This window comes from Nocardia transvalensis, from assembly GCF_015477765.1.
GTDB lineage: Bacteria > Actinomycetota > Actinomycetes > Mycobacteriales > Mycobacteriaceae > Nocardia > Nocardia transvalensis_A.
In genome coordinates this window covers 322,083-340,182 of sequence record NZ_JADLQQ010000002.1, presented here as the reverse complement: position 1 = coordinate 340,182, position 18,100 = coordinate 322,083, and the positions used below count along the sequence as shown (strand labels likewise).

Here is an 18,100-nt window from a genome sequence, read left to right as displayed (position 1 = left end):
TCGGGTCAGTAGGCGATGAAGAGGATCTCGTCGCGGCTGTAGTCGTGGTCGGGGTGCTTGTCGGCGAGGTGGGCCTGGGTCTTCTCGACGAGGTCGTCTTCGTCGACGCCGGTGATGTATTCGCCGCAGGGGCAGTTGAGCCTGGTCTTCATATCGCCTCTTCTCGTCGTCGGTACGGCAACAGTTGCCATCATGCCCCGGCGCAGAATTCCTTGCACCCCAACGCCTCAGGGCCGCGGCGGGCAGGTCAGTGGCCCAGCAGGACCGGGGTGTCGGCATCCTCCGGGGTGGGCGGTTTCACCCGTGGGAGGAAGGCCGCGGGGATCAGCGTCGCGACGATGAGGACGATCGCGACGATGTAGGTGTGGGCGAAGGCCGATGCGGCCTGGGAGAAACCGATATCCAGTCCGCCGGGCGGCAGTTGGGCGGCGATCTCGGGACGAGTGTGGGAGCCGATCGCGGCGCCCGCCAGCGGCTTGTCGTCCAGCAGATTCGTCAGCACCACCGACATGGTCGCGGAGCCGACCGAGGCGGAGGCCTGATTGATGATGTTCATCAGGGTCGATCCGCGCGCCACCTGCTCACGGGTGAGGGTCTGGACGGCGGCGGTCATGGTCGGCATCATGGTGCAGCCCATGCCCAGGCCGGTCACGAACAGCGCCCCGCCGATCAGCCAGTACGAGGTGTCGGCGTGCAGCTGGGTGAAGAACACCATGCCGATGGCGATGATCGAAATACCGGTCAGCACGATCTTGCCGGCACCGATCTTGTCGGCCAGGCGACCGGCGATCGGCATCGTCAGCATGGCACCCAGACCCTGCGGGGCGAGCAGCAATCCGGCACCGAGCGCCGTCTCCCCGCGCACCTGCTGCAGGTAGGTCGGCAGCAGCAGACCCGACCCGAAGAACGCCACCGCGAACAGCAACATCGTCAGCACCGCGAAGGTCAGCGACCGATTGCGGAACAGATGCAGATCGATCAGCGGATGATCGGCGCGCAGCGCGTGGACGACGAAGGCTGCCATCAGCACCAGTCCGATCGCGGCCGGGAGCAGCACCTTGGTCGCGGCCACCGTGTGCTCCTCCGGAATCGAGGACACACCGTAGAGGAACAGCGCCAGCCCCGGCGAGGCCAGCAGCATGCCCAGGAAGTCGAAGTTCTGCGACGGCTCCGGACGATCCGCCGGGAACATCACGAAGGCCAGCACCAGCGCGATCACCCCGATCGGCACGTTGATCAGGAAGATCCACTCCCAGCGGAACCCGATCAGCCAGCCGCCGAGGATCGGCCCGAGGATCGGGCCCAGCAGCATCGGCACGCCGAGCACCGCCATCACCCGGCCCACCCGCTGCGGACCGGCCGCATGCGTCATGATTGTCATGCCCAGCGGCATCAGCATGCCGCCGCCGATGCCCTGGATCACGCGAAAGGCGATGAGCGTCTCGATATTCCAGGCCGTGGCGCACAGCGCCGAGCCGAGCACGAAGAACGTCAGCGCCGCCATGTAGAGCCGTTTGGTGCCGAATCGGTCGGCGGCCCAACCGGTCACGGGGATGACCGTGGCCAGGGCCAGCGTGTACCCGGTCATCGACCAGGCCGCGATCGCATAGCTGACGTCGAACTCGTCCTGGAACTTCGGCAGGGCATTGATCACGACGGTGATGTCGAGAATCGACATGATCGCGCCGAGCACGACCACACCGGCGACCTTGAGCACCCCGGCATCGAGTTTGTCCGAGGCCGGGCCCGAAGAGGGAGACGGGATATCCGGAGGGGATGTCACCGTTTCAGCCTGCCAAAGGTCCGGCCGAATCACCACCACCACTTTTCAGGGATTGTTCTCGCCCTGTTAATGGTCACCAGAGCCGATCACGGGAAGCCGCTCGGCACGAGACGGTCCGAAAGATTCTGCGCGGCCGGTCTTTCGACTTACACTTCAATGACCTGCTGGATCTAGGGGGGAACGCGCGTGGCACTTCCGAATGCGCGCAAGCTCGCGGCCGTCTGCGCCGCACTCGCCTTCACACTCGGTGCTTGCGGCCTGGTTCCCGGGCGGCAACCGGCGGATTTCTATCCGGCGGAATTGGCCCGCTACTACACCCAACAGGTGCGGTGGGGTTCGTGCGACGACATGATCCCGCCCGGCGAGAGCGTCAGCGCCGTGACGAGGTGCGCCCGGATCGACGTTCCGCTGGATTACGACCTCCCCAACGGCCGGATGATACAACTCGCGCTGTCGCACAAACCGGCCACCGGCGAGCGCATCGGATCGGTGCTGTTCAACCCGGGCGGCCCCGGCGAGCCGGGGTTGACCACGGTCGAGCAGGCCGACAGCCCCGCACTCGCCGAACGTTTCGACCGGGTCGGATTCGATCCGCGCGGCGTCGGCGCCTCGACGCCCCGCATCTCCTGCGGCGAACCCGGCGACGGCATCATCGAGATCGGCCCCGACGACGATCTGTCCGCCGCGAGGGAGCACTATCGCCGGATGCGCGCCGAGCGGTGCGCACAGATCAGCGGCACCGACCTGCTCGCCCACGTAGGCACCCGCGAAACCGTGCGCGATATGGACATCATTCGTGCCGTACTGGGCGAGCGCACACTCACCTACGTCGGTTATTCCTACGGCACCCGGCTCGGCTGGGCCTATGCCGAACGCTATCCTCACCGGGTCCGCGCCCTCGTCCTCGACGGGGCCGTACTCCCGGACGAGGACGCCTATACCCGACAGTTGCGCCAGGCCAAGGGATTTCAGGATGCGTTCGATTCACTTGCCGCCGAGTGCGCGCGCCGCACCGACTGCCCCCTCGGCCAGGATCCGGCACAGGCCGTCGCACGGTACCGGGAGCTGGTCCTGCCGCTCATCGACCATCCCCTGACCTCGCCGCGCACCGGCCGAACGCTCTACTACGACGACACGATCGAACGCACCGACCATGCGTTGTACTCACCGACGCGATGGGATCCGCTGATCGGTGCGCTCGAGGCGCTGCGGACGGGCGACCCGGACCCGATGCTCGAGTTGCCCCTCGGGAACGGCAGTGCTCCCGATCCCGCCGCCCCCACCGACGACGCCCTCGTGGCGATCACCTGCGTGGACTATCCGCCCCTCACCGACCGCGCCCGCAACGACCGGCTCGACGCCGAAATACGCGCTGCCGTACCGTATGCCGACGACGGGCGCTCCACGGGCCGTGCGCCCCTGAGCACGTGCGCGTTCTGGCCCGTGCCGCCGACCAGCGCCCCGCATCGGCTGGCAATCGAGGATCTGCCGACCGTCGTGGTGGTGTCCACCACCCACGACCCCGCCACGCCGCATGAAGCCGGTGTCGAACTGGCCGCACAGCTGCGCGCGAAACTCATTACCTACGAGGGCACCCGGCACACCATCACGCTGCACGGCATCTCCCCCTGCGTCGACGACCAGGTGCTCGCCTACCTGACGGATCTGACCCTGCCCAGCCGCGACCGGCCGTGCTGAGATCGGTGAGTACGCTGGGGCTTCACCCGCTTCACCATTGTCCGGCAAGGAGTTCGACGCGATGACCGATCCGGTGCAGGGTTTGACCGGTACGCTCACATCGCCGATCCGAGGCGCAGGCATGCTCGGGGAGGTCCTGGTCGCGATCCGAGGGGGAACCGAAATCTACATCGCTCGATCCACCGAGCCGCTGGACGCGGGCACCACCGTGCTCATCGTCGGCGTGCATCCGGGCCGGATCGTGGATGTGGTTGCGTGGATACCGCTCGACTTGGGGCCGGGTGGGGATATGACGAAATAACAAGGGAGACAACTGTGCTGGGGTACCACGTGCCCGACCCCGATGAGGCCATGCTGGTCAGCGGTGGCCGCACCAAGGACAATGCGCCGTTTCGGGTGGTGATCGGACACGGCGCCTTCGTGATTCCGCTGTTCCGCAAGGTCCGCTATCTGTCGCTGGCCATGTTCGAGGCCGAAATCAGCGAGCGGTGCGTCACGAAACAGGGCATTCAGCTGGATGTGCGCGCGGTGATCGCGTTCAAGGTCGCCAACGACACCCAGTCGATCGTCAATGCGGCGCAACGGTTTCTGTCCGAACAGGAGCAGGAGATGTCTGTCCTGACCGGACGGATTTTCTCCGGACATCTGCGCTCGATCGTGGGCTCGATGACGGTGGAGGAGATCATCCGCGAGCGCCAGCGGCTCGCCGACGAGGTGCTGATGGCCTCGAAGGTGGAGATGAGCAATATCGGGCTGTGGGTGGATTCGTTCCAGATCCAATCCATCGACGACGGCGATCTCGGCTACATCACCGCCTTGGCCGCACCACACAATGCCGCCGTGCACCGCGATGCGCAGATCGCTCAATCGCATGCAGCGCAGGAGGCCGCGAAGGCCGAACAGGAATCGCTACGCAGGCAAGCCGAATATCAGCGCGAGACGGCTATTCTGCGCGCCCAGTATCAGCGCGATATCGATAAGGCCAATGCCGAAGCCGCGCAGGCCGGTCCGCTCGCCCAGGCGCATGCGCTGCAGGAGGTACTGACCGCCCAGGCCGAACAGGCGCGCAAAGAGGCCGAGCTGCGCGAACAGCAGCTGCAGGCCGAAGTGGTCAAACCGGCCCTGGCCGACGCCGAACGGGTGCGCATCCTGGCTCAGGCCGAGGCCGACCGCACCCGCATCCAGGCCGAGGCCGCCGCCTCCCACAACCGCATCGCCCTGGATCAGCTGCTGATCGAACAGCTACCGGAAATCGTCGCCCAGGCTGCGAAGGGGCTGGCCGATGCGAATCTCACCGTTCTCAACGGCCCCGACGGAGTAAGTGAGCTGGTCAACGGCATGGTGGGTCAGGGTCTGACGGTGTTCAATTCGCTGCAGAAGGCACTTTCGCCCAACAACGAACACAACCCGAGCACGCTCGATAGAGTGCAGGAATAGGGACGGCGACGAGGAGCGGGTGTAGGTGTCCATCGGGAAATTGGTGTCCTTCGATAGTTCTCGGGGGTTCGGCTTCATCCGCCCGGAAGACGGTGGCCCCGACGTATTCGTCCATGTGAACGACATCGGATTGGACGAGGACGAACTGCGGCAGGGGCGGGTGTTCGAATTCGAGGTGACCGAGGGTGACCGCGGCCCCAAGGCGGTGAATCTGACGGCCGTCGGCGGTCAGCCCGCGCCGGCGCGGCATCGCAATCGCAACTCCGGTCAGCTCACCCCCGCCGAACACAAGCGGCTGATCACCGAACTGCTGCTCGACGCGAGTCCGGCGCTGACCGCCGGGGAAATTCTCACCATCCGCGAGCGGCTGACGGCCTTCGCCGAGCAACACGGATGGCTCGAGCCTTAAGGGTCTGTAGCCGGGCATACGATCTTGGTGAAAGGGCGGGCGATGATTTTTCCTCGCCCGTACCGTCCACATGGGTGAGAACTCGAGGAGGATCGTGTGGACCTGCCCGTCATGCCGCCCGTGAAACCGATGCTGGCGAAATCGGCATCGGAGCTGCCGCGTGATCCGGATCTGTATTACGAACCCAAGTGGGACGGTTTCCGCTGCATCGTCTTCCGCGACGGTGCCGAGGTGGAGCTGGGTTCGCGCAACGACCGGCCGCTGACCCGCTACTTCCCGGAGCTGGTGGAGTTGCTGGCCGGTGCGTTGCCGGATAAATGCGTGGTCGACGGCGAGATCGTGGTCGTGACCGAGCACGGCCTGGACTTCGACACGCTGCAGCAACGTCTGCATCCGGCTGCGTCGCGGGTGAACAAGCTGGCCGTGGAGACCCCGGCCAGTTTCGTCGCCTTCGACCTGCTGGCCCTGGGCGACCAGGACCTGACCGAGCTGCCGTTCGCCGAGCGGCGGCGCATCCTCGAGACGATCGTCGACAATTCCGTGCAGCGCCTGCATCTGACCCCGCTCACCTCCGATCCGGCCACGGCGCAGGACTGGTTCACCCGGTTCGAGGGCGCGGGCTTCGACGGGGTCATGGTGAAGGCCAGGGACCTGCCGTATCTGCAGGACAAGCGGGTGATGGTCAAGGTCAAACACGAGCGCACCGCCGACTGTGTGGTGGCCGGGTTCCGCTGGCACAAGGACGGACAGGGCGTGGGCTCGCTGCTGCTGGGGCTCTACGACGACGAGGGCAATCTCCATCACGTCGGGGTGGCCAGCAGTTTCACCGCCGCCCGCCGCAAGGAACTGGTCGACGAACTCGCCCCGCTGCGGGACAACGCCCTGGACAACCACCCGTGGCGGCAGTGGGCCGACGCCGCGGCACAGGCCAGGGCCGAGGGCAAGATGCCCGGCGGGATCAGCCGCTGGACCGGCGGTAAGGATCTGTCGTGGGAGGCGCTGCGACCGGAGCTGGTCGCCGAGGTCCGCTACGAACACGTCATGGCCGGGCGGCTGCGCCACGGCGGGCGACTGGTCCGCTTCCGGGACGACCGCACGCCCGAATCGTGCACCTACGCTCAGCTCGACGAGGTCGCCCCGGCGGAGCTGGCCGACATCTTCGCCGAGGCCAAACAGGGGGCGAAGTGAGTAAATCCATCGACGTCGAGGCCGACGGCCGGTCGGTAGCGATCAGCAATCCGGACAAGATCTACTTCTCCAAGCGCGGGGAAACCAAACTCGATCTGGTCCGCTACTACCAGGCCGTGGCCGAGCCGCTGCTGCGCGCCATCGGCAACCGGCCGCTCATGCTGGAACGCTATCCGGACGGCGCGGGCGGCAAATCCTGGTTCCAGAAACGGGTTCCGGCCTCCGCGCCGGACTGGTTGCAGACCACGCAGGTGACCACGCCGAACGGCACCACCGGTGATGCCCTGGTCGCCGCGGACCTCGCCCACATTCTGTGGGCGGTCAACCTGGGCTGCTTGGGTTTTCACGTCTGGCCGACCCGCGTCGACTATCCGGAACTCACCGGCGCGGCACCGGTGTACGACGCGGACGGCAATCTGCTGCCACCCACCGGTGTCACCGACGAACTGCGCGTGGACCTCGACCCCTCCCCCGGAATCGGCTTCGACGACCTGCGCAAGGCCGCAGTCCTTACCCGCGACCTGTGCCACGAACTCGGAATCGACTCGCGGATCAAGACATCCGGCTCCCGCGGCCTGCACATCTACGTGCTGCTCGAACCCCGCTGGGACGGCTACCAGGTGCGCGCCGCCGCCGTGGCCCTGGCCCGGGAGCTGGAACGCCGCCACCCGGACCTGATCACCGCCCACTGGTGGAAAGAGGAACGCGGACAACGCGTTTTCCTCGACTACAACCAGAACGCCCCGCACAAGACGGTGTTCGGCGCCTGGTCGGTGCGGCCCAAGGTCAACGCCCAGGTCTCCACCCCCCTCGCCTGGGAGGACCTGGACACCGTCGTTCCCGACGAGCTCACCCTCGCCACCGTCCCCGCCCGCGTCGCCGACCTGGGTGACCCCTGGGCCGACCGCGGCCCGCAGTCGATCGAACCGCTGCTCGAGATGTCACAGCGGGATATGGAGTCCGGGTTGATGGACGCGCCGTGGCCGCCGGTATATCCGAAGATGCCCAACGAACCACCGCGCGTACAACCCAGCCGCGCCCGTAAGGAGTAGCGAACTATCCTGCGCGGCCGGTGAATTCGTCCATGGAGTGGTATACGCCCACGGCATTGAGGTAGAAGTCGCGCACCTTCAGCGGCAGCAGCCCGGAGATGGCGCGGTTGAGCCGCGAGGTCCACGGCATCACCACCAGGGCCGAGCCCTTCTTCATCTCGTTCCACGCGGTGTCGACGGCGTGGTCCTGCTCGATGATCGGGGTGAACAGGAAACCCTTGGCGCCGGCGAACATTCCGGTGTTGATGTAGGTCGGGCAGAAGGTGGTGACCTTGACGTGCTCGTTGCCGGACTGCTCGAGCTCGAGGCGCACCGAATCCGACCAGCCCAGCGCGGCCCACTTGGAGGCGGCGTAGACGCTCATCCGCGGATTGGAGACCAGACCCGCCGAGGAGGAGATGTTCAGCACCCGCGCCGGTGTCCCGCGCCGCACCATGGCGGGCAGGAATTCGAGCGTGATGTACATGGGCGCAAGGGAATTGATCGCCATCGTCTTCTCGATGTCACCGCGGTCGGGGGTCTCCCAGAAGTACCCGTTGCCCCGCACGATCCCGGCGTTGTTGACCAGGATGTCGATATCGCCGACCTCGGCGCGCACGGCTGTGCCCGCGTCGGTGATGGCCCGGCGGTCCGAGACATCGACGACGTACTGGTGAATCCGGGCCGCGCCCAGCTTCGACAGTTCGGCGGCGGTCTCCTTCAGCGCGTTGTCGTTGATATCCCACAGCACCACATCGGTCGCCCTCTCCCGCACCGCGCGTTCGGCGAACGACTTGCCCAAACCCATGGCGGCACCGGTGATCAGCACCTTGCGACCGGCTACCGTTTCCATACCCGTCCCTTTCCCGTTGTGCGACATCATTTTTGCCGCAGCGCCTTCATCGCACCGAAATACAGTGTCAACGTCTTGGCCCACAGGGCCTCCGACATACCCGGCAGCGGCGCGATCGGCACCGCCCGCTGCACGGCGATGGTCTGGGTGTCGACGTATTTCGACAGGCCCTCCGGGCCGTGGCGGCGGCCTCCTCCGGAGATGCCCAGGCCGCCGGACGGCGCGGCCACACTGCCCCATGCGGCGATGAAGCCCTCGTTCACATTGACCGATCCGGCATGGATGCGCGCGGCGATCTCGCGGGCGCGGACCGTATCCCGGCTCCACACACTGGCATTGAGGCCGTAGGCGGTGTCGTTGGCCTGCGCGACGGCCTCGTCGTCGCTGTCCACGCGATAGACCGACACCACCGGGCCGAAGGTCTCCTCCCGGTGGACGGTCATCCCGGGCCGCACGCCCTCGAGGATGGTCGGCTCGTAGAAGTAGGGCCCGAGGTCGGGCCGGGCACGACCACCGGCCAGCACGGTCGCACCCTTGGCGACCGCGTCGTCCACATGGGCGGCGACGGTGTCGATCTGGCGCGGAAAGGTCAGCGACCCCATCTCGTAGGAATAGTCCAGCGCCGACCCCAGCCGCAGTTTCTTCGTCCGGGAGACGAATTCGCCGACGAACCGGTCGTACACCGTGTCGTGCACGTAGATTCGCTCGATCGACTCGCACAGCTGCCCGGCCGAGGCGAAGCACGCCCGCACCGCGATGCGTGCCGCCGCATCGACATCGGCGTCCGCCAGCACCAGCAGCGGGTTCTTACCGCCCAATTCGAGGGAGTAGCCGATCAGCCGCTCCCCCGCCTGCCGGGCGATGGTGCGGCCGGTGGCGCTCGAACCGGTGTAGTCGACGTAGTCGGCGCGGCCGATCACCTCGCCACCGATCACCGATCCGCGCCCGAGCACCGCCTGCCACAGCCCCTTCGGCAGACCCGCACGTTCGGCGGCATCGATCGCCCACAGCGCGGTCAGAGCCGTCTGATTGTCCGGCCGCGCCACCACCGCATTCCCGGCGATCAGCGCGGGCAGCGCGTCGGAGGCGGCCAGGGCCAGCGGATAGTTCCACGGCGAGATGACCGCGACGACGCCCTTCGGCCGGTGGCGCACCTCGACCCGAGTCAGAACCGGCAGCACTCCGCGCGGGCGGCGCGGGGCGAGCAGCCGCTCGGCCACGGCCGCGTAGTAGCGGGCGTTGACCGCGACGTCACCCACCTCGTCGAAGGCGTGGACGCGGGACTTGCCGGTCTCGGTCTGCACGATATCGAGGATGGTGTCCTGTTCGGCCAGCACCAGATCGTGGAAGCGCCGCAGAATCGCGGCGCGCTCGCGGATCGGCACATCCGCCCACTCGCGCTGGGCGCGGCGCGCGGTGTCGAAGGCCCGGTCGATATCGGCGGGCGAGGACTGCGGCAGATCGGCGATCTTGCGGCCCGTCGCCGGGGCGAAGACCTCGACCGAGCCGGCGCCGCCCGCGGTGGCATGCGCCAGCAGAGTCTGTACCAGCGGGGAAGGCAATGCGTCGGCGGCGGCCAGTTGCGGGGCGGTCGTCATAGTCGGCCCTCTCGTCCGGGGAACGCGTCCACCATTTTATTGAACACCAGTGTTAGGTTAACACTGATGTTAGATTAATATCCGTCCCGCGCGTTCTGTCAAGCGCTGTCCCACCGATCAGGGAGGACCCACATATGCCGGGCGATGCGGTGGTCGCATCTCACAACGGCGGTGGCCGCCGCGGCCGCCCGCCGCAGACGCAGGAGCAGGCCGACGAGGTCCGTGCGCGCATCGTGCTGGCCACCGCGGCGGTTTTCACCGAGCACGGATCGCGCGGGCTCAGCGTCGCGCGCATCATCGAGCGCGCCGGAATCTCGCGGCCGACCTTCTACCGGTATTTCGGCAATGCCGAGCAACCGCTGCACGCGCTGCTGACCACGTCCAACGAGGGGCTGGTCGGGGGTATCCGGGCCGCACTGGACCGGTCCGACGAGCCGGTGCAACTGGGCATCGGGATCATCGACGCCTATCTGGATTGGGCGCGCGGGCACGGGGCGATGCTGCGGCCGTTGTTCGCCGAACTGCACGATCCGGCCTCGCCGGTGTCGGCCTACCGGGAGGACGCCTTCGACGATATTCGCGCCCTGGTACGGGACAAGTTCGCCGAGTTGGGGCGACCGTCGCCGACGCCGTTGGATCTGGACACCGCCCTGCAGGTCTGCGAATTCGTGGGCTACCGGGTGTCGGCGGCCGCCGCGCCGGGCACGGAGCCGGATCCGCGGGAGGTGGCCGAGGCGCGGTCGACCATGATCCGCAGCGTACTGGTCACCCTCGGCCGTCGCGAGGATGTCGAGTTGGCGTTGACGATTCCCGGAATCTTCGATAGCGCAGGCTGATTCGCGACATCGAGCCGACTAGTTGGCGGCCCGCGCGGGCTGGCGGTCGGCGGCCGGGGTGAAGCGCAGGGCACGGTCGGCGATACGGCCGTAGCGGAGGAGGGCCAGATCGCGCAGGTAATTCATGTGCGGCTGCCACGGCTTGCGATCGCCGGCGGCCGGGAACCGGTCCGCGGCACGCAGTATGTATCCCGGGTTGAACCTGGGCACGAACGGCTGGGTGCCCACCGACGAATCGCGCACCGGTGTCACCGCACCGTAGCCGTGGGCGTCCATGTGCCGCAGCAGCCGCACTACGTACTCGCACACCAGATCCGCCTTCAGCGTCCAGGAGGCGTTGGCGTAGCCGATGATATAGGCGAAGTTCGGCACGTCTGAGAGCATCATCGCCTTGTAGGCCATGGTTTTCGGCACGTCCACCGGCGCCCCGTCGACCACGAGGTCCATGCCGCCGAAGATGAGCAGATCCAAACCCGTTGCGGTGACGATGATATCGGCATCCAGCTCGGCTCCCGACTCCAGGCGCACGCCGGTTTCGGTGAAGGTGTCGATGCCGCCGGTGACCATCTCCAGCTCGCCGTTGCGAATGGCTCGGAACAGATCCCCGTTGGGCGCCAGGCACATGCGCTGATCCCAGGGGTTGTAGCGAGGATTGAAGTGGGTGTCGATGTCGTAGCCCTCCGGCAGCCAGCGTTCCTGCAGGCCGCGGATCCAGGCCCGAACGCGATGCGGATAGCGTTGGCTCAGTTGGTAGATGGCGGTGCCGCGGATGATGTTCTTGGCGCGCGTCAGGGCGTAGGCGGCGCGGGCGGGCAGCAGTTGGCGCACCCGGTCGGCGAAATGATCGCGAGCGGGCAAGGACAGGATGTAGGACGGTGAACGCTGTAGCAGGGTCACGTGTGCGCCCAGATCGGCCAGTGCGGGTCCGAGCGTCACCGCGGTGGAGCCGGAGCCGATGATCACCACGCGCTTCCCGGCGACCTCGAGATCCTCCGGCCAGTGCTGCGGGTGCACGATCGTGCCGGTGAACCGGTCCCGGCCGGGGAACTCGGGCGTGTAGCCCTGGTCGTATCGGTAGTAGCCGGAACAGCAGAACAGGAAGTTCGCGGTGAGCGTGACGGTCTCATCGGTATCGGTGCGCCGGGCCGTGACGGTCCAGCGCTGGTCCTCCGACGACCATTCGGCCCGTTCTACGCGATGCCCGAACCGGATGTGCCGATCGATCCCGTCCTCGGCCGCGGTGTCGCGCACGTACCGCAGGATCGACTCACCATCGGCGATGGACTTGTCTCCCAGCCACGGCCGGAACCGATAACCCAGGGTGAACATATCCGAATCGGATCGAATGCCCGGATACCGGAACAGATCCCACGTACCCCCGATGGCGTCGCGGGCCTCCAGGATCGCGTACCTCCGATGCGGGAACGCCCGCTGCAGATGATGCGCGGCCCCGATCCCCGACAGCCCGGCCCCGACGATCAGCACATCGACGTGCTCCATCCCGCTCGCCATGCCGTCCAGCCTAGCCACACCCGCGGCCGGATACCGCGTCAGGCGCGCAGGCCGCTGGCGCGCAGGACGCGGCGGGCGACGGCGGCGCGGATGGCGTCCTCGGTGCCGATGATGCGGACGTGGTGGCGGGCTCGGGTGATGGCGGTGTAGAGCAGTTCGCGGGTGAGCAGGGTGGATTCCGGTCCGGGGAGCACGATGGAGACGGTGGCGTACTGGCTGCCCTGGCTGCGGTGGATGGTCATCGCGTAGACCGTGGTGACCCCCGGGAACTGGGTGGGGTGGACGAGGTAGGGTTCGCTGCCGCGCTGCAGGGCCGCCCGCAGGGTGCCGTCGGGGGCGCGCACGATCACGCCGGTGTCGCCGTTGTAGATGCGGGCCTCGTGATCGTTGGCGGTGACCAGCAGCGGCTGGCCCGGGAACCAATGGCCCGCACCGGCGTCCGAGCCGATCCCGGCCGCGGCCACCCATCCGGCGGCCAGCCGGTCCCAGCGTTCGACGCCGAACTGGCCCTGGCGGTGCGCGCAGAGCAGGCGATGCGATTCCATGGCCGTGAGGGCCGCGGCGGCGTCGCCGCGTTCGGCCGCGTCTGTCGATTCGCGGGCCGCGCGCACGACATCGGCCCGCACCGTGGCCACCTCCTCCGGCTCGCACAGCGTCAGTTCGTCACCGCCGCCGGCCAGCAGCGCGAGGGCGGCATCGGCATCACCCGCGCGCACCGCCACCGCCAGCTCGGCGATGCACCCACCGAACCGCCGACCCCTGGTGAGCCGAATGATGCCGCCCCGCAGCCGCTCTCGCTCCCGCGAGGTCAGCGCATCGGGATGACCGGCAACCGACTCGCCGTCGAGAATGCGGTCGAGCAGCGGATTGGGTAGGGCCACTACGGGTCCGGCGACCAGATCGGCGAGGACGGCGCCGGCGTCGACGGAGGCGAGCTGGTCCGGATCGCCGACCAGCACCAGGCGGGTGTCGGGGCGCACGGCGGGCAGCAGGCGGCTCATCATGGTCAGCGAGACCATCGAGGTTTCGTCGACGACGATGATGTCGTAGGGCAGGCGGTTGAATTCGTGGTGGCGGAAACGGGTGGCGCCGCCACGCTGCCAGCCCAGCAGTCGATGCAGGGTGGCGGCGGTCAGCTCGGGCAGATCCAGATCGACCGCCTGTTCGCGCACCGATTCCTGCAGCCGGGCGGCCGCCTTTCCGGTGGGGGCGGCCAGCGCGATCCGCAGCGCGGGCGCGCCCGGAATCTCGCGCTGCATCGCCACCAGCAGCGCGATGATGCGGGCGATGGTGTGGGTCTTGCCGGTGCCCGGTCCTCCGGCGACCACGGTGGTCCAGTGGGTGGCGGCCAGCGCCGCCGCGACCCGCTGCCGGTCCGGCGGCTCACCGGGCCGATGCGAATCCGGGAACAAGCGGTCCAGGTGGCGACGGACGCTGTCGGGGTCGACCATCGGGTGAGTGGCGGCCCGCTCGGTCAGCACCTCGCGGATGGTCTGCTCCTGCCGGTAGTACCGGTCCAGATACAGCAGCGGGCTCGCACCCTCCGGCTCGATCAGCCGCAGCGGCCGCAGCGGACCCGCGTCGCTGCCCTGCACCAGCGGGCTGACCCGCAGCGCCGCCAGCACCGCCTCCACCTCGGGCCACGGCAGCGTGGCCGGATCGATCGCCTCCGGATCGTCGGCATCGAACCCTTCCCCGTCCACACCGATGTCGTGCATGCGCTCGAGTTCCAGGCACACCGACCCCGACCGCACCGCACGCACCGCCAACGCCGCGGCAAACAGCACGTCCTCGGCGTCCTCCCGCCCCAACCGCCCCAGTCGCACCGCCACATGCACATCGGCGGCCGAGAGAATCCCCGCCGCATTGAAGGTCCGCAGCAGCCCGGTTGCCCGCTGCGCCAGCTGGATTGCGGTCACCGGACCTCCTGCCCGGCCAAGCGCTCGTCACGGCCCCACGGCAGCGCCCCATGCGGTTCTGCGGCAGACAGAATTCCCGACGCACTGGTGCGCAACTGCCCGGTTGCCCTCCGCGCCAACTGAATTGTGCTCATCGGTCCTCCTGCCCGGCCAGCAGTTGCGACAGGTCCTCGATCAGGGCGACCGGCGGGTTCCAGTCGAAAACGCCGCAGCCGGGCGGGGTTTCGGGGCCGATCATGCCGCGCACGAACAGGTAGCGGATGCCGCCGAGGTGGTGGGACGGTTCGTAGTCCGGCAGGCGCCAGCGCAGGTAGCGGTGCAGGGCAACCGAATACAGGATCGCCTGCAGTGGATAGTGTGAGCGCATCATCTCCGCGGCCATCCGGTCGCGGGTGTAGTGGGCGACGGTGAGATCGCCGGTGCCGAGCCGGTTGGTCTTGTAGTCCACGACGACGAAGCGCGGGCCGCGGATGCGCAGCACCGCGTCGATACTGCCGGTCAGGTAGCCGCGCAGCGGGGTGTCGTCGAGGGTTTCGAGCTGGTCGGCGTACTCGGCGAACGGGTCGTCGACCGGCAGGTGGGCCCGCAGCAGCCCGGCGATGCGGCGCACGGTCACGCGCTCCGCGACGGGCGTGTCGCCACCGGCCAGCGGCAGTTCGAAGTCGAGTTCGTTGAGGCGGTCCCGGCTGGAGATATCGGCCAGGCAGCCGATGCCCATCGGGGTGCGCAAGACCGCCAGCAGGGCGGCGGCCAGCACGTCCGGGTCGATATCGGCCAGCAGTTCCTCGATCGCCCGGGTACAGCGGGCGCGGACCTCGGCGGCCAGATCCGCGGCGTCGGTATCCACCCGTTCCAGCACGCCGTGCACCAGGGTGCCGAATTCCGCGCCGTAGGGCAGCTCGTTCATCAACGACGGTGCCGCACCGTCGAATTCGCTCTGGTCGACCAGCACCGCGGCGGGGGCCGCCGGTTCGTCCGAACTGCCCGGCGCCTCGTCGGGTTCGTGGGTGTGCACGTCGTGAGCGGCGGCGGTGAGCGCGGAATAGGAGGTGCGCCGCCAGTCGTGATCCACGCTGCGCTCGAACCGCGCGGCGGCCAGCGCTCCGATCGCGGATTCGGTGCGCTCCCACCGCGGCCGCACCTTCGGAATCGTTGTGACCGGTTCCACCGCGACAACGCCGGGGGCAGCGGCGGCCCAGGCCGAAAGCTGTTCCAGGACAACGCCGTCCACCGGCACCTCGCTGCGGGCGGGAACCTCCGCGCTGCCGGGCATACGGCCCAGGATCATCCGATGCAGCGGCGCGAACGTGGTGCCGTAGGCGGGCGCCCACCAGGCCACCACCTGACTCTGGGCGCGGGTCAGTGCCACATACAGCAGCCGCAGCTCCTCCCCCGCTTCCTCCGCCTCGCTGCGGCGTTTGCGTTCGGCGTAGCCCGGCGCCTCCGGGCCGCCGACATCCAGGACGCGGTCGGGGCCGTCGTGGAACAGCAGCGTCGCCGGGTTCGGGTTCTTGGCGCTGTCCCAGGCGAACGGCAGATACACCACCGGGAATTCCAGGCCCTTGCTGGCGTGCACGGTGGCGATCTGCACGGCGGCCGCGTCCCGGTCCAGGCGGCGGCTGCGGTCGGCGACCGTGCCCGAGGCCGGATCTCGGACGCGGTCGGCCAGCCAGCGGGTCAGGGCGGTCAGGCCCAGCGATTCCCGCAGCGCCACCTGGTCCAGCAGCTGCGCGATGTGCCGCAGGTCGGTGAGCTGACGTTCCCCGCCCGCCACCGCGAGCAGCCGCGGCGCCAATTGTGTTTCGGCGGAAATCTTTTCGAAGACGGCAGCGAAACCCGCGCGGGCGAACAGCCGGGCCGCCTCGCGTAGTTGGGCGCCGATCCGGCCGACCAGATCCGCACCGCCGGCGTCGATGTCGGCCGCCGACAGCCCCAGCAGCGGGGTTCCGGCCGCCAGCCGCACCCGGTCGGCGCGGTGCGGCTGCTCCAGGGCGCGCAGCAGCCACAGCCAGTCGGTGGCGCTCTGGGTGGCGAACACGCTGGCACCACCCGCGAGCACCGAGGCCACGCCCACCCGGTCCAGGGCCGCGCGCACCGGATCGATCTGGGCGCGGGTGCGTACCAGGACCGCGATATCGCCGGGGCCCAGCGGGCGTTCACTCAGCTGCACACCCGATTCCAGCAGGCGCACGATGTCGGCGGCCAGATCCTCGGCGACCCGGGACCGCTGCCGTCCGACCGCGGGGAATCCGGCTCCGTTCAGCGGGCCCGCACCGGTTCGCGGGAAACACCGCAGCCGCAAGGGGATCGGGGATTCGACCGTGCCACCCAGCCGGGTGTGCGGTCGCACGGCCGCCACCGGGTGCACGGTGATCTGCTTGTGCCCCAGGGCCGCTCCGCCCATCAGGTGTTCGAGCGCCGCCAGCAGCCCGGCGTCGCTGCGCCGGTTCGTGGTCAGTTCACGGCGGGTGTCGGCGTGCGCCACCGCATCGAGGTAGCTGAGCACCTCGGCACCGCGGAAGGCGTAGATGGCCTGTTTCGGATCGCCGACCAGGACCAGCGTGGCGTGGCCGTGGAACGAGCGCCGCAGAATGTCCCACTGCAGTGGATCGGTGTCCTGGAATTCGTCGACCAGCGCCACCCGGTAGCGTTCCCGGATGCGCCCGCAGGCGCGTTCGCCGTGGATCGGGTCGGCCAGCACCTCGTGCAGCAGGACCAGCAGATCGTCGAAATCCCGAATGGCCGAAAGCCGTTTGCGCCGTTCGGTTTCCGCTCGCACCGCGAGCGCGAAGGCCACCCGCTCGGCGGCCGGGTGATCGCCGATCTCCTCGTCGGGCACCAGCCGGGCGTGCCGATCCTGCACCGCGGCCGCGGCCAGTTGGTGTGCTTCCTTCAGCGAGAACGGCGGTCCGCTGCGCGCATATCGGGCCAGGAACAGATCGTCGGCCACGGTCGCCACCAGGTCCTCGATACCTTCGACCAGCCGCACGCCCGGATCCTGTTCCCCGGCCAGCCCCAGTTCGTCGAGCATGCGCTGACAAAAACTGTGTGTGGTGACGATGGTGCCGGAATCGAAATCCGACAGCGCCGCCACCAGCCGCGCCCGCCGCCGCCCGACCTCCGCCGAATCCGCCTGCGCCAGATGCCGAATCAGCTCGTCGTCACTGTCCCGAGCCCCCTCCAGATCGGCCAACCCGGCCACGACCGCGACGAACCGCTCCCGTGTCCGCTCCCGCAACTCCTGCGTCGCCGCCCGACTGAACGTCACCAGCAGCAGCTCCGAAATACCCACCCCCGCCTCGGCCACGAACCGCACCGCAAGCCCCACAATGGCATAGGTCTTCCCCGTCCCCGCGCTGGCCTCCAACACCGTCGTCCCCCGCGGCAACGGCCCGCGCAGCTCGAACCGCTGATCAGCGGAATCACTCCCGCCCGCGTCGACGCGGTACCCGCCACCCCGCACGGCTTCTTCCCCCGGCAGTGACGTCTCGTCGGCAGCAGTGTCCGCGGCAGGCGAAGCGGCGGTGCCGGCATCCGGTGCGCCGGTATCAGCGATATCCGCAAGTGGCAGTGGATCGGCGGGGGCTGTTTCGACGCCGGGACCGACTACAGGTTGCGTGGCGCTCGAGGACTCGGCGATATCGGTTCCTTCCCCGTGTATCGGCCGGTTGCCCGCGGTAGCGGGACCCTCTGCCGAAACCGTTTCGAGGTCGGGATCGACCACGGGCCGGGTGGTGTCCACGGCCTCGGCGATACCAGGTTCCTTCCCGGATGCTTGCGGGTTGCCCGCGGTAGCAGGACCCTCTGCCGGAGCGGTGTCGACGTCGGGATCGACC

The 18,100-nt window shown here is 68.5% G+C and carries 15 protein-coding genes; 7 read left to right on the top strand and 8 right to left on the bottom strand.

Translation table 11 applies throughout. The features are described from left to right. Nucleotides 1-5: 5 nt before the first annotated feature. Nucleotides 6-152, bottom strand: a complete 147-nt coding sequence (locus tag IU452_RS05580; RefSeq protein ID WP_195107805.1) for a DUF1059 domain-containing protein — start codon at nucleotides 150-152, stop codon at nucleotides 6-8. A 95-nt stretch (nucleotides 153-247) separates the two neighbouring features. Then, nucleotides 248-1,765, bottom strand: coding sequence for a DHA2 family efflux MFS transporter permease subunit (locus IU452_RS05575; RefSeq protein ID WP_195108272.1), 1,518 nt, complete (start codon nucleotides 1,763-1,765; stop codon nucleotides 248-250). Between the two features lie 204 nt (nucleotides 1,766-1,969). On the opposite strand from IU452_RS05575, the gene IU452_RS05570 reads away from it, so the two are divergent. The 6 genes from IU452_RS05570 to ligD all read left to right on the top strand — a co-directional run bounded on the left by IU452_RS05570 (nucleotide 1,970) and on the right by ligD (nucleotide 7,567). Beyond that, entirely contained in the window at nucleotides 1,970-3,481 is a 1,512-nt protein-coding gene (locus IU452_RS05570; RefSeq protein WP_195107804.1) for an alpha/beta hydrolase, read from the top strand. 61 nt (nucleotides 3,482-3,542) lie between these two features. Continuing rightward, nucleotides 3,543-3,782, top strand: coding sequence for a hypothetical protein (locus IU452_RS05565; protein ID WP_195107803.1), 240 nt, complete (start codon nucleotides 3,543-3,545; stop codon nucleotides 3,780-3,782). Nucleotides 3,783-3,796: 14 nt separating this feature from the next. Beyond that, entirely contained in the window at nucleotides 3,797-4,918 is a 1,122-nt protein-coding gene (locus tag IU452_RS05560; RefSeq protein ID WP_195107802.1) for a flotillin family protein, read from the top strand. A 25-nt stretch (nucleotides 4,919-4,943) separates the two neighbouring features. Then, nucleotides 4,944-5,327, top strand: a complete 384-nt coding sequence (locus IU452_RS05555; protein WP_324192451.1) for a cold shock domain-containing protein — start codon at nucleotides 4,944-4,946, stop codon at nucleotides 5,325-5,327. A gap of 96 nt (nucleotides 5,328-5,423) precedes the next feature. Beyond that, a complete protein-coding gene (locus IU452_RS05550) occupies nucleotides 5,424-6,515 on the top strand; it encodes an ATP-dependent DNA ligase (protein ID WP_195107801.1) in 1,092 nt (363 codons plus the stop codon). Continuing rightward, nucleotides 6,512-7,567: a non-homologous end-joining DNA ligase gene (ligD, locus tag IU452_RS05545; protein ID WP_195107800.1), complete on the top strand. Its 1,056-nt coding sequence runs from the start codon at nucleotides 6,512-6,514 to the stop codon at nucleotides 7,565-7,567. Before IU452_RS05550 ends, ligD begins: the two co-directional genes overlap by 4 nt. 4 nt (nucleotides 7,568-7,571) lie before the next feature. Here the strand turns inward: ligD and IU452_RS05540 are convergent, their stop codons facing one another. Then, the gene (locus tag IU452_RS05540) at nucleotides 7,572-8,399 is read right to left on the bottom strand and encodes an SDR family NAD(P)-dependent oxidoreductase (RefSeq protein ID WP_195107799.1); all 828 of its coding nucleotides are present in this window, start codon (nucleotides 8,397-8,399) and stop codon (nucleotides 7,572-7,574) included. Nucleotides 8,400-8,425: 26 nt separating this feature from the next. Beyond that, nucleotides 8,426-9,997: a succinic semialdehyde dehydrogenase gene (locus tag IU452_RS05535; RefSeq protein WP_195107798.1), complete on the bottom strand. Its 1,572-nt coding sequence runs from the start codon at nucleotides 9,995-9,997 to the stop codon at nucleotides 8,426-8,428. A gap of 134 nt (nucleotides 9,998-10,131) precedes the next feature. Here IU452_RS05535 and IU452_RS05530 point away from each other — a divergent pair, with 134 nt between their 5' ends. After that, nucleotides 10,132-10,833 carry a TetR/AcrR family transcriptional regulator gene (locus IU452_RS05530; RefSeq protein WP_195107797.1) on the top strand — a complete coding sequence of 234 codons (702 nt, stop codon included), beginning with the start codon at nucleotides 10,132-10,134 and terminating at the stop codon, nucleotides 10,831-10,833. Between the two features lie 18 nt (nucleotides 10,834-10,851). On the opposite strand, the gene IU452_RS05525 is transcribed toward IU452_RS05530, so the two are convergent. The 4 genes from IU452_RS05525 to IU452_RS05510 are packed head-to-tail and all read right to left on the bottom strand — an operon-like array spanning nucleotide 10,852 to nucleotide 17,727. Next, nucleotides 10,852-12,345 carry a flavin-containing monooxygenase gene (locus IU452_RS05525; RefSeq protein WP_228816677.1) on the bottom strand — a complete coding sequence of 498 codons (1,494 nt, stop codon included), beginning with the start codon at nucleotides 12,343-12,345 and terminating at the stop codon, nucleotides 10,852-10,854. A gap of 38 nt (nucleotides 12,346-12,383) precedes the next feature. Then, complete coding sequence (gene recD, locus IU452_RS05520; protein WP_195107796.1) at nucleotides 12,384-14,264, bottom strand: exodeoxyribonuclease V subunit alpha; 1,881 nt, start codon at nucleotides 14,262-14,264, stop codon at nucleotides 12,384-12,386. Further along, complete coding sequence (locus IU452_RS05515) at nucleotides 14,261-14,398, bottom strand: hypothetical protein (RefSeq protein WP_195107795.1); 138 nt, start codon at nucleotides 14,396-14,398, stop codon at nucleotides 14,261-14,263. Before IU452_RS05515 ends, recD begins: the two co-directional genes overlap by 4 nt. Further along, nucleotides 14,395-17,727, bottom strand: a complete 3,333-nt coding sequence (locus IU452_RS05510) for a UvrD-helicase domain-containing protein (RefSeq protein WP_416382286.1) — start codon at nucleotides 17,725-17,727, stop codon at nucleotides 14,395-14,397. Before IU452_RS05510 ends, IU452_RS05515 begins: the two co-directional genes overlap by 4 nt. Nucleotides 17,728-18,100: the final 373 nt, after the last annotated feature.

Excerpts from the sequence above, each read along its gene's own strand:
- IU452_RS05565 (WP_195107803.1), top strand. The coding sequence starts at position 3,543 with ATGACCGATCCGGTGCAGGGTTTGACCGGTACGCTCACATCGCCGATC.
- IU452_RS05535 (WP_195107798.1), bottom strand. The coding sequence starts at position 9,997 with ATGACGACCGCCCCGCAACTGGCCGCCGCCGACGCATTGCCTTCCCCG.
- IU452_RS05525 (WP_228816677.1), bottom strand. The coding sequence starts at position 12,345 with ATGGCGAGCGGGATGGAGCACGTCGATGTGCTGATCGTCGGGGCCGGG.
- IU452_RS05515 (WP_195107795.1), bottom strand. The coding sequence starts at position 14,398 with ATGAGCACAATTCAGTTGGCGCGGAGGGCAACCGGGCAGTTGCGCACC.
- IU452_RS05530 (WP_195107797.1), top strand. The coding sequence starts at position 10,132 with ATGCCGGGCGATGCGGTGGTCGCATCTCACAACGGCGGTGGCCGCCGC.
- IU452_RS05580 (WP_195107805.1), bottom strand. The coding sequence starts at position 152 with ATGAAGACCAGGCTCAACTGCCCCTGCGGCGAATACATCACCGGCGTC.
- IU452_RS05540 (WP_195107799.1), bottom strand. The coding sequence starts at position 8,399 with ATGGAAACGGTAGCCGGTCGCAAGGTGCTGATCACCGGTGCCGCCATG.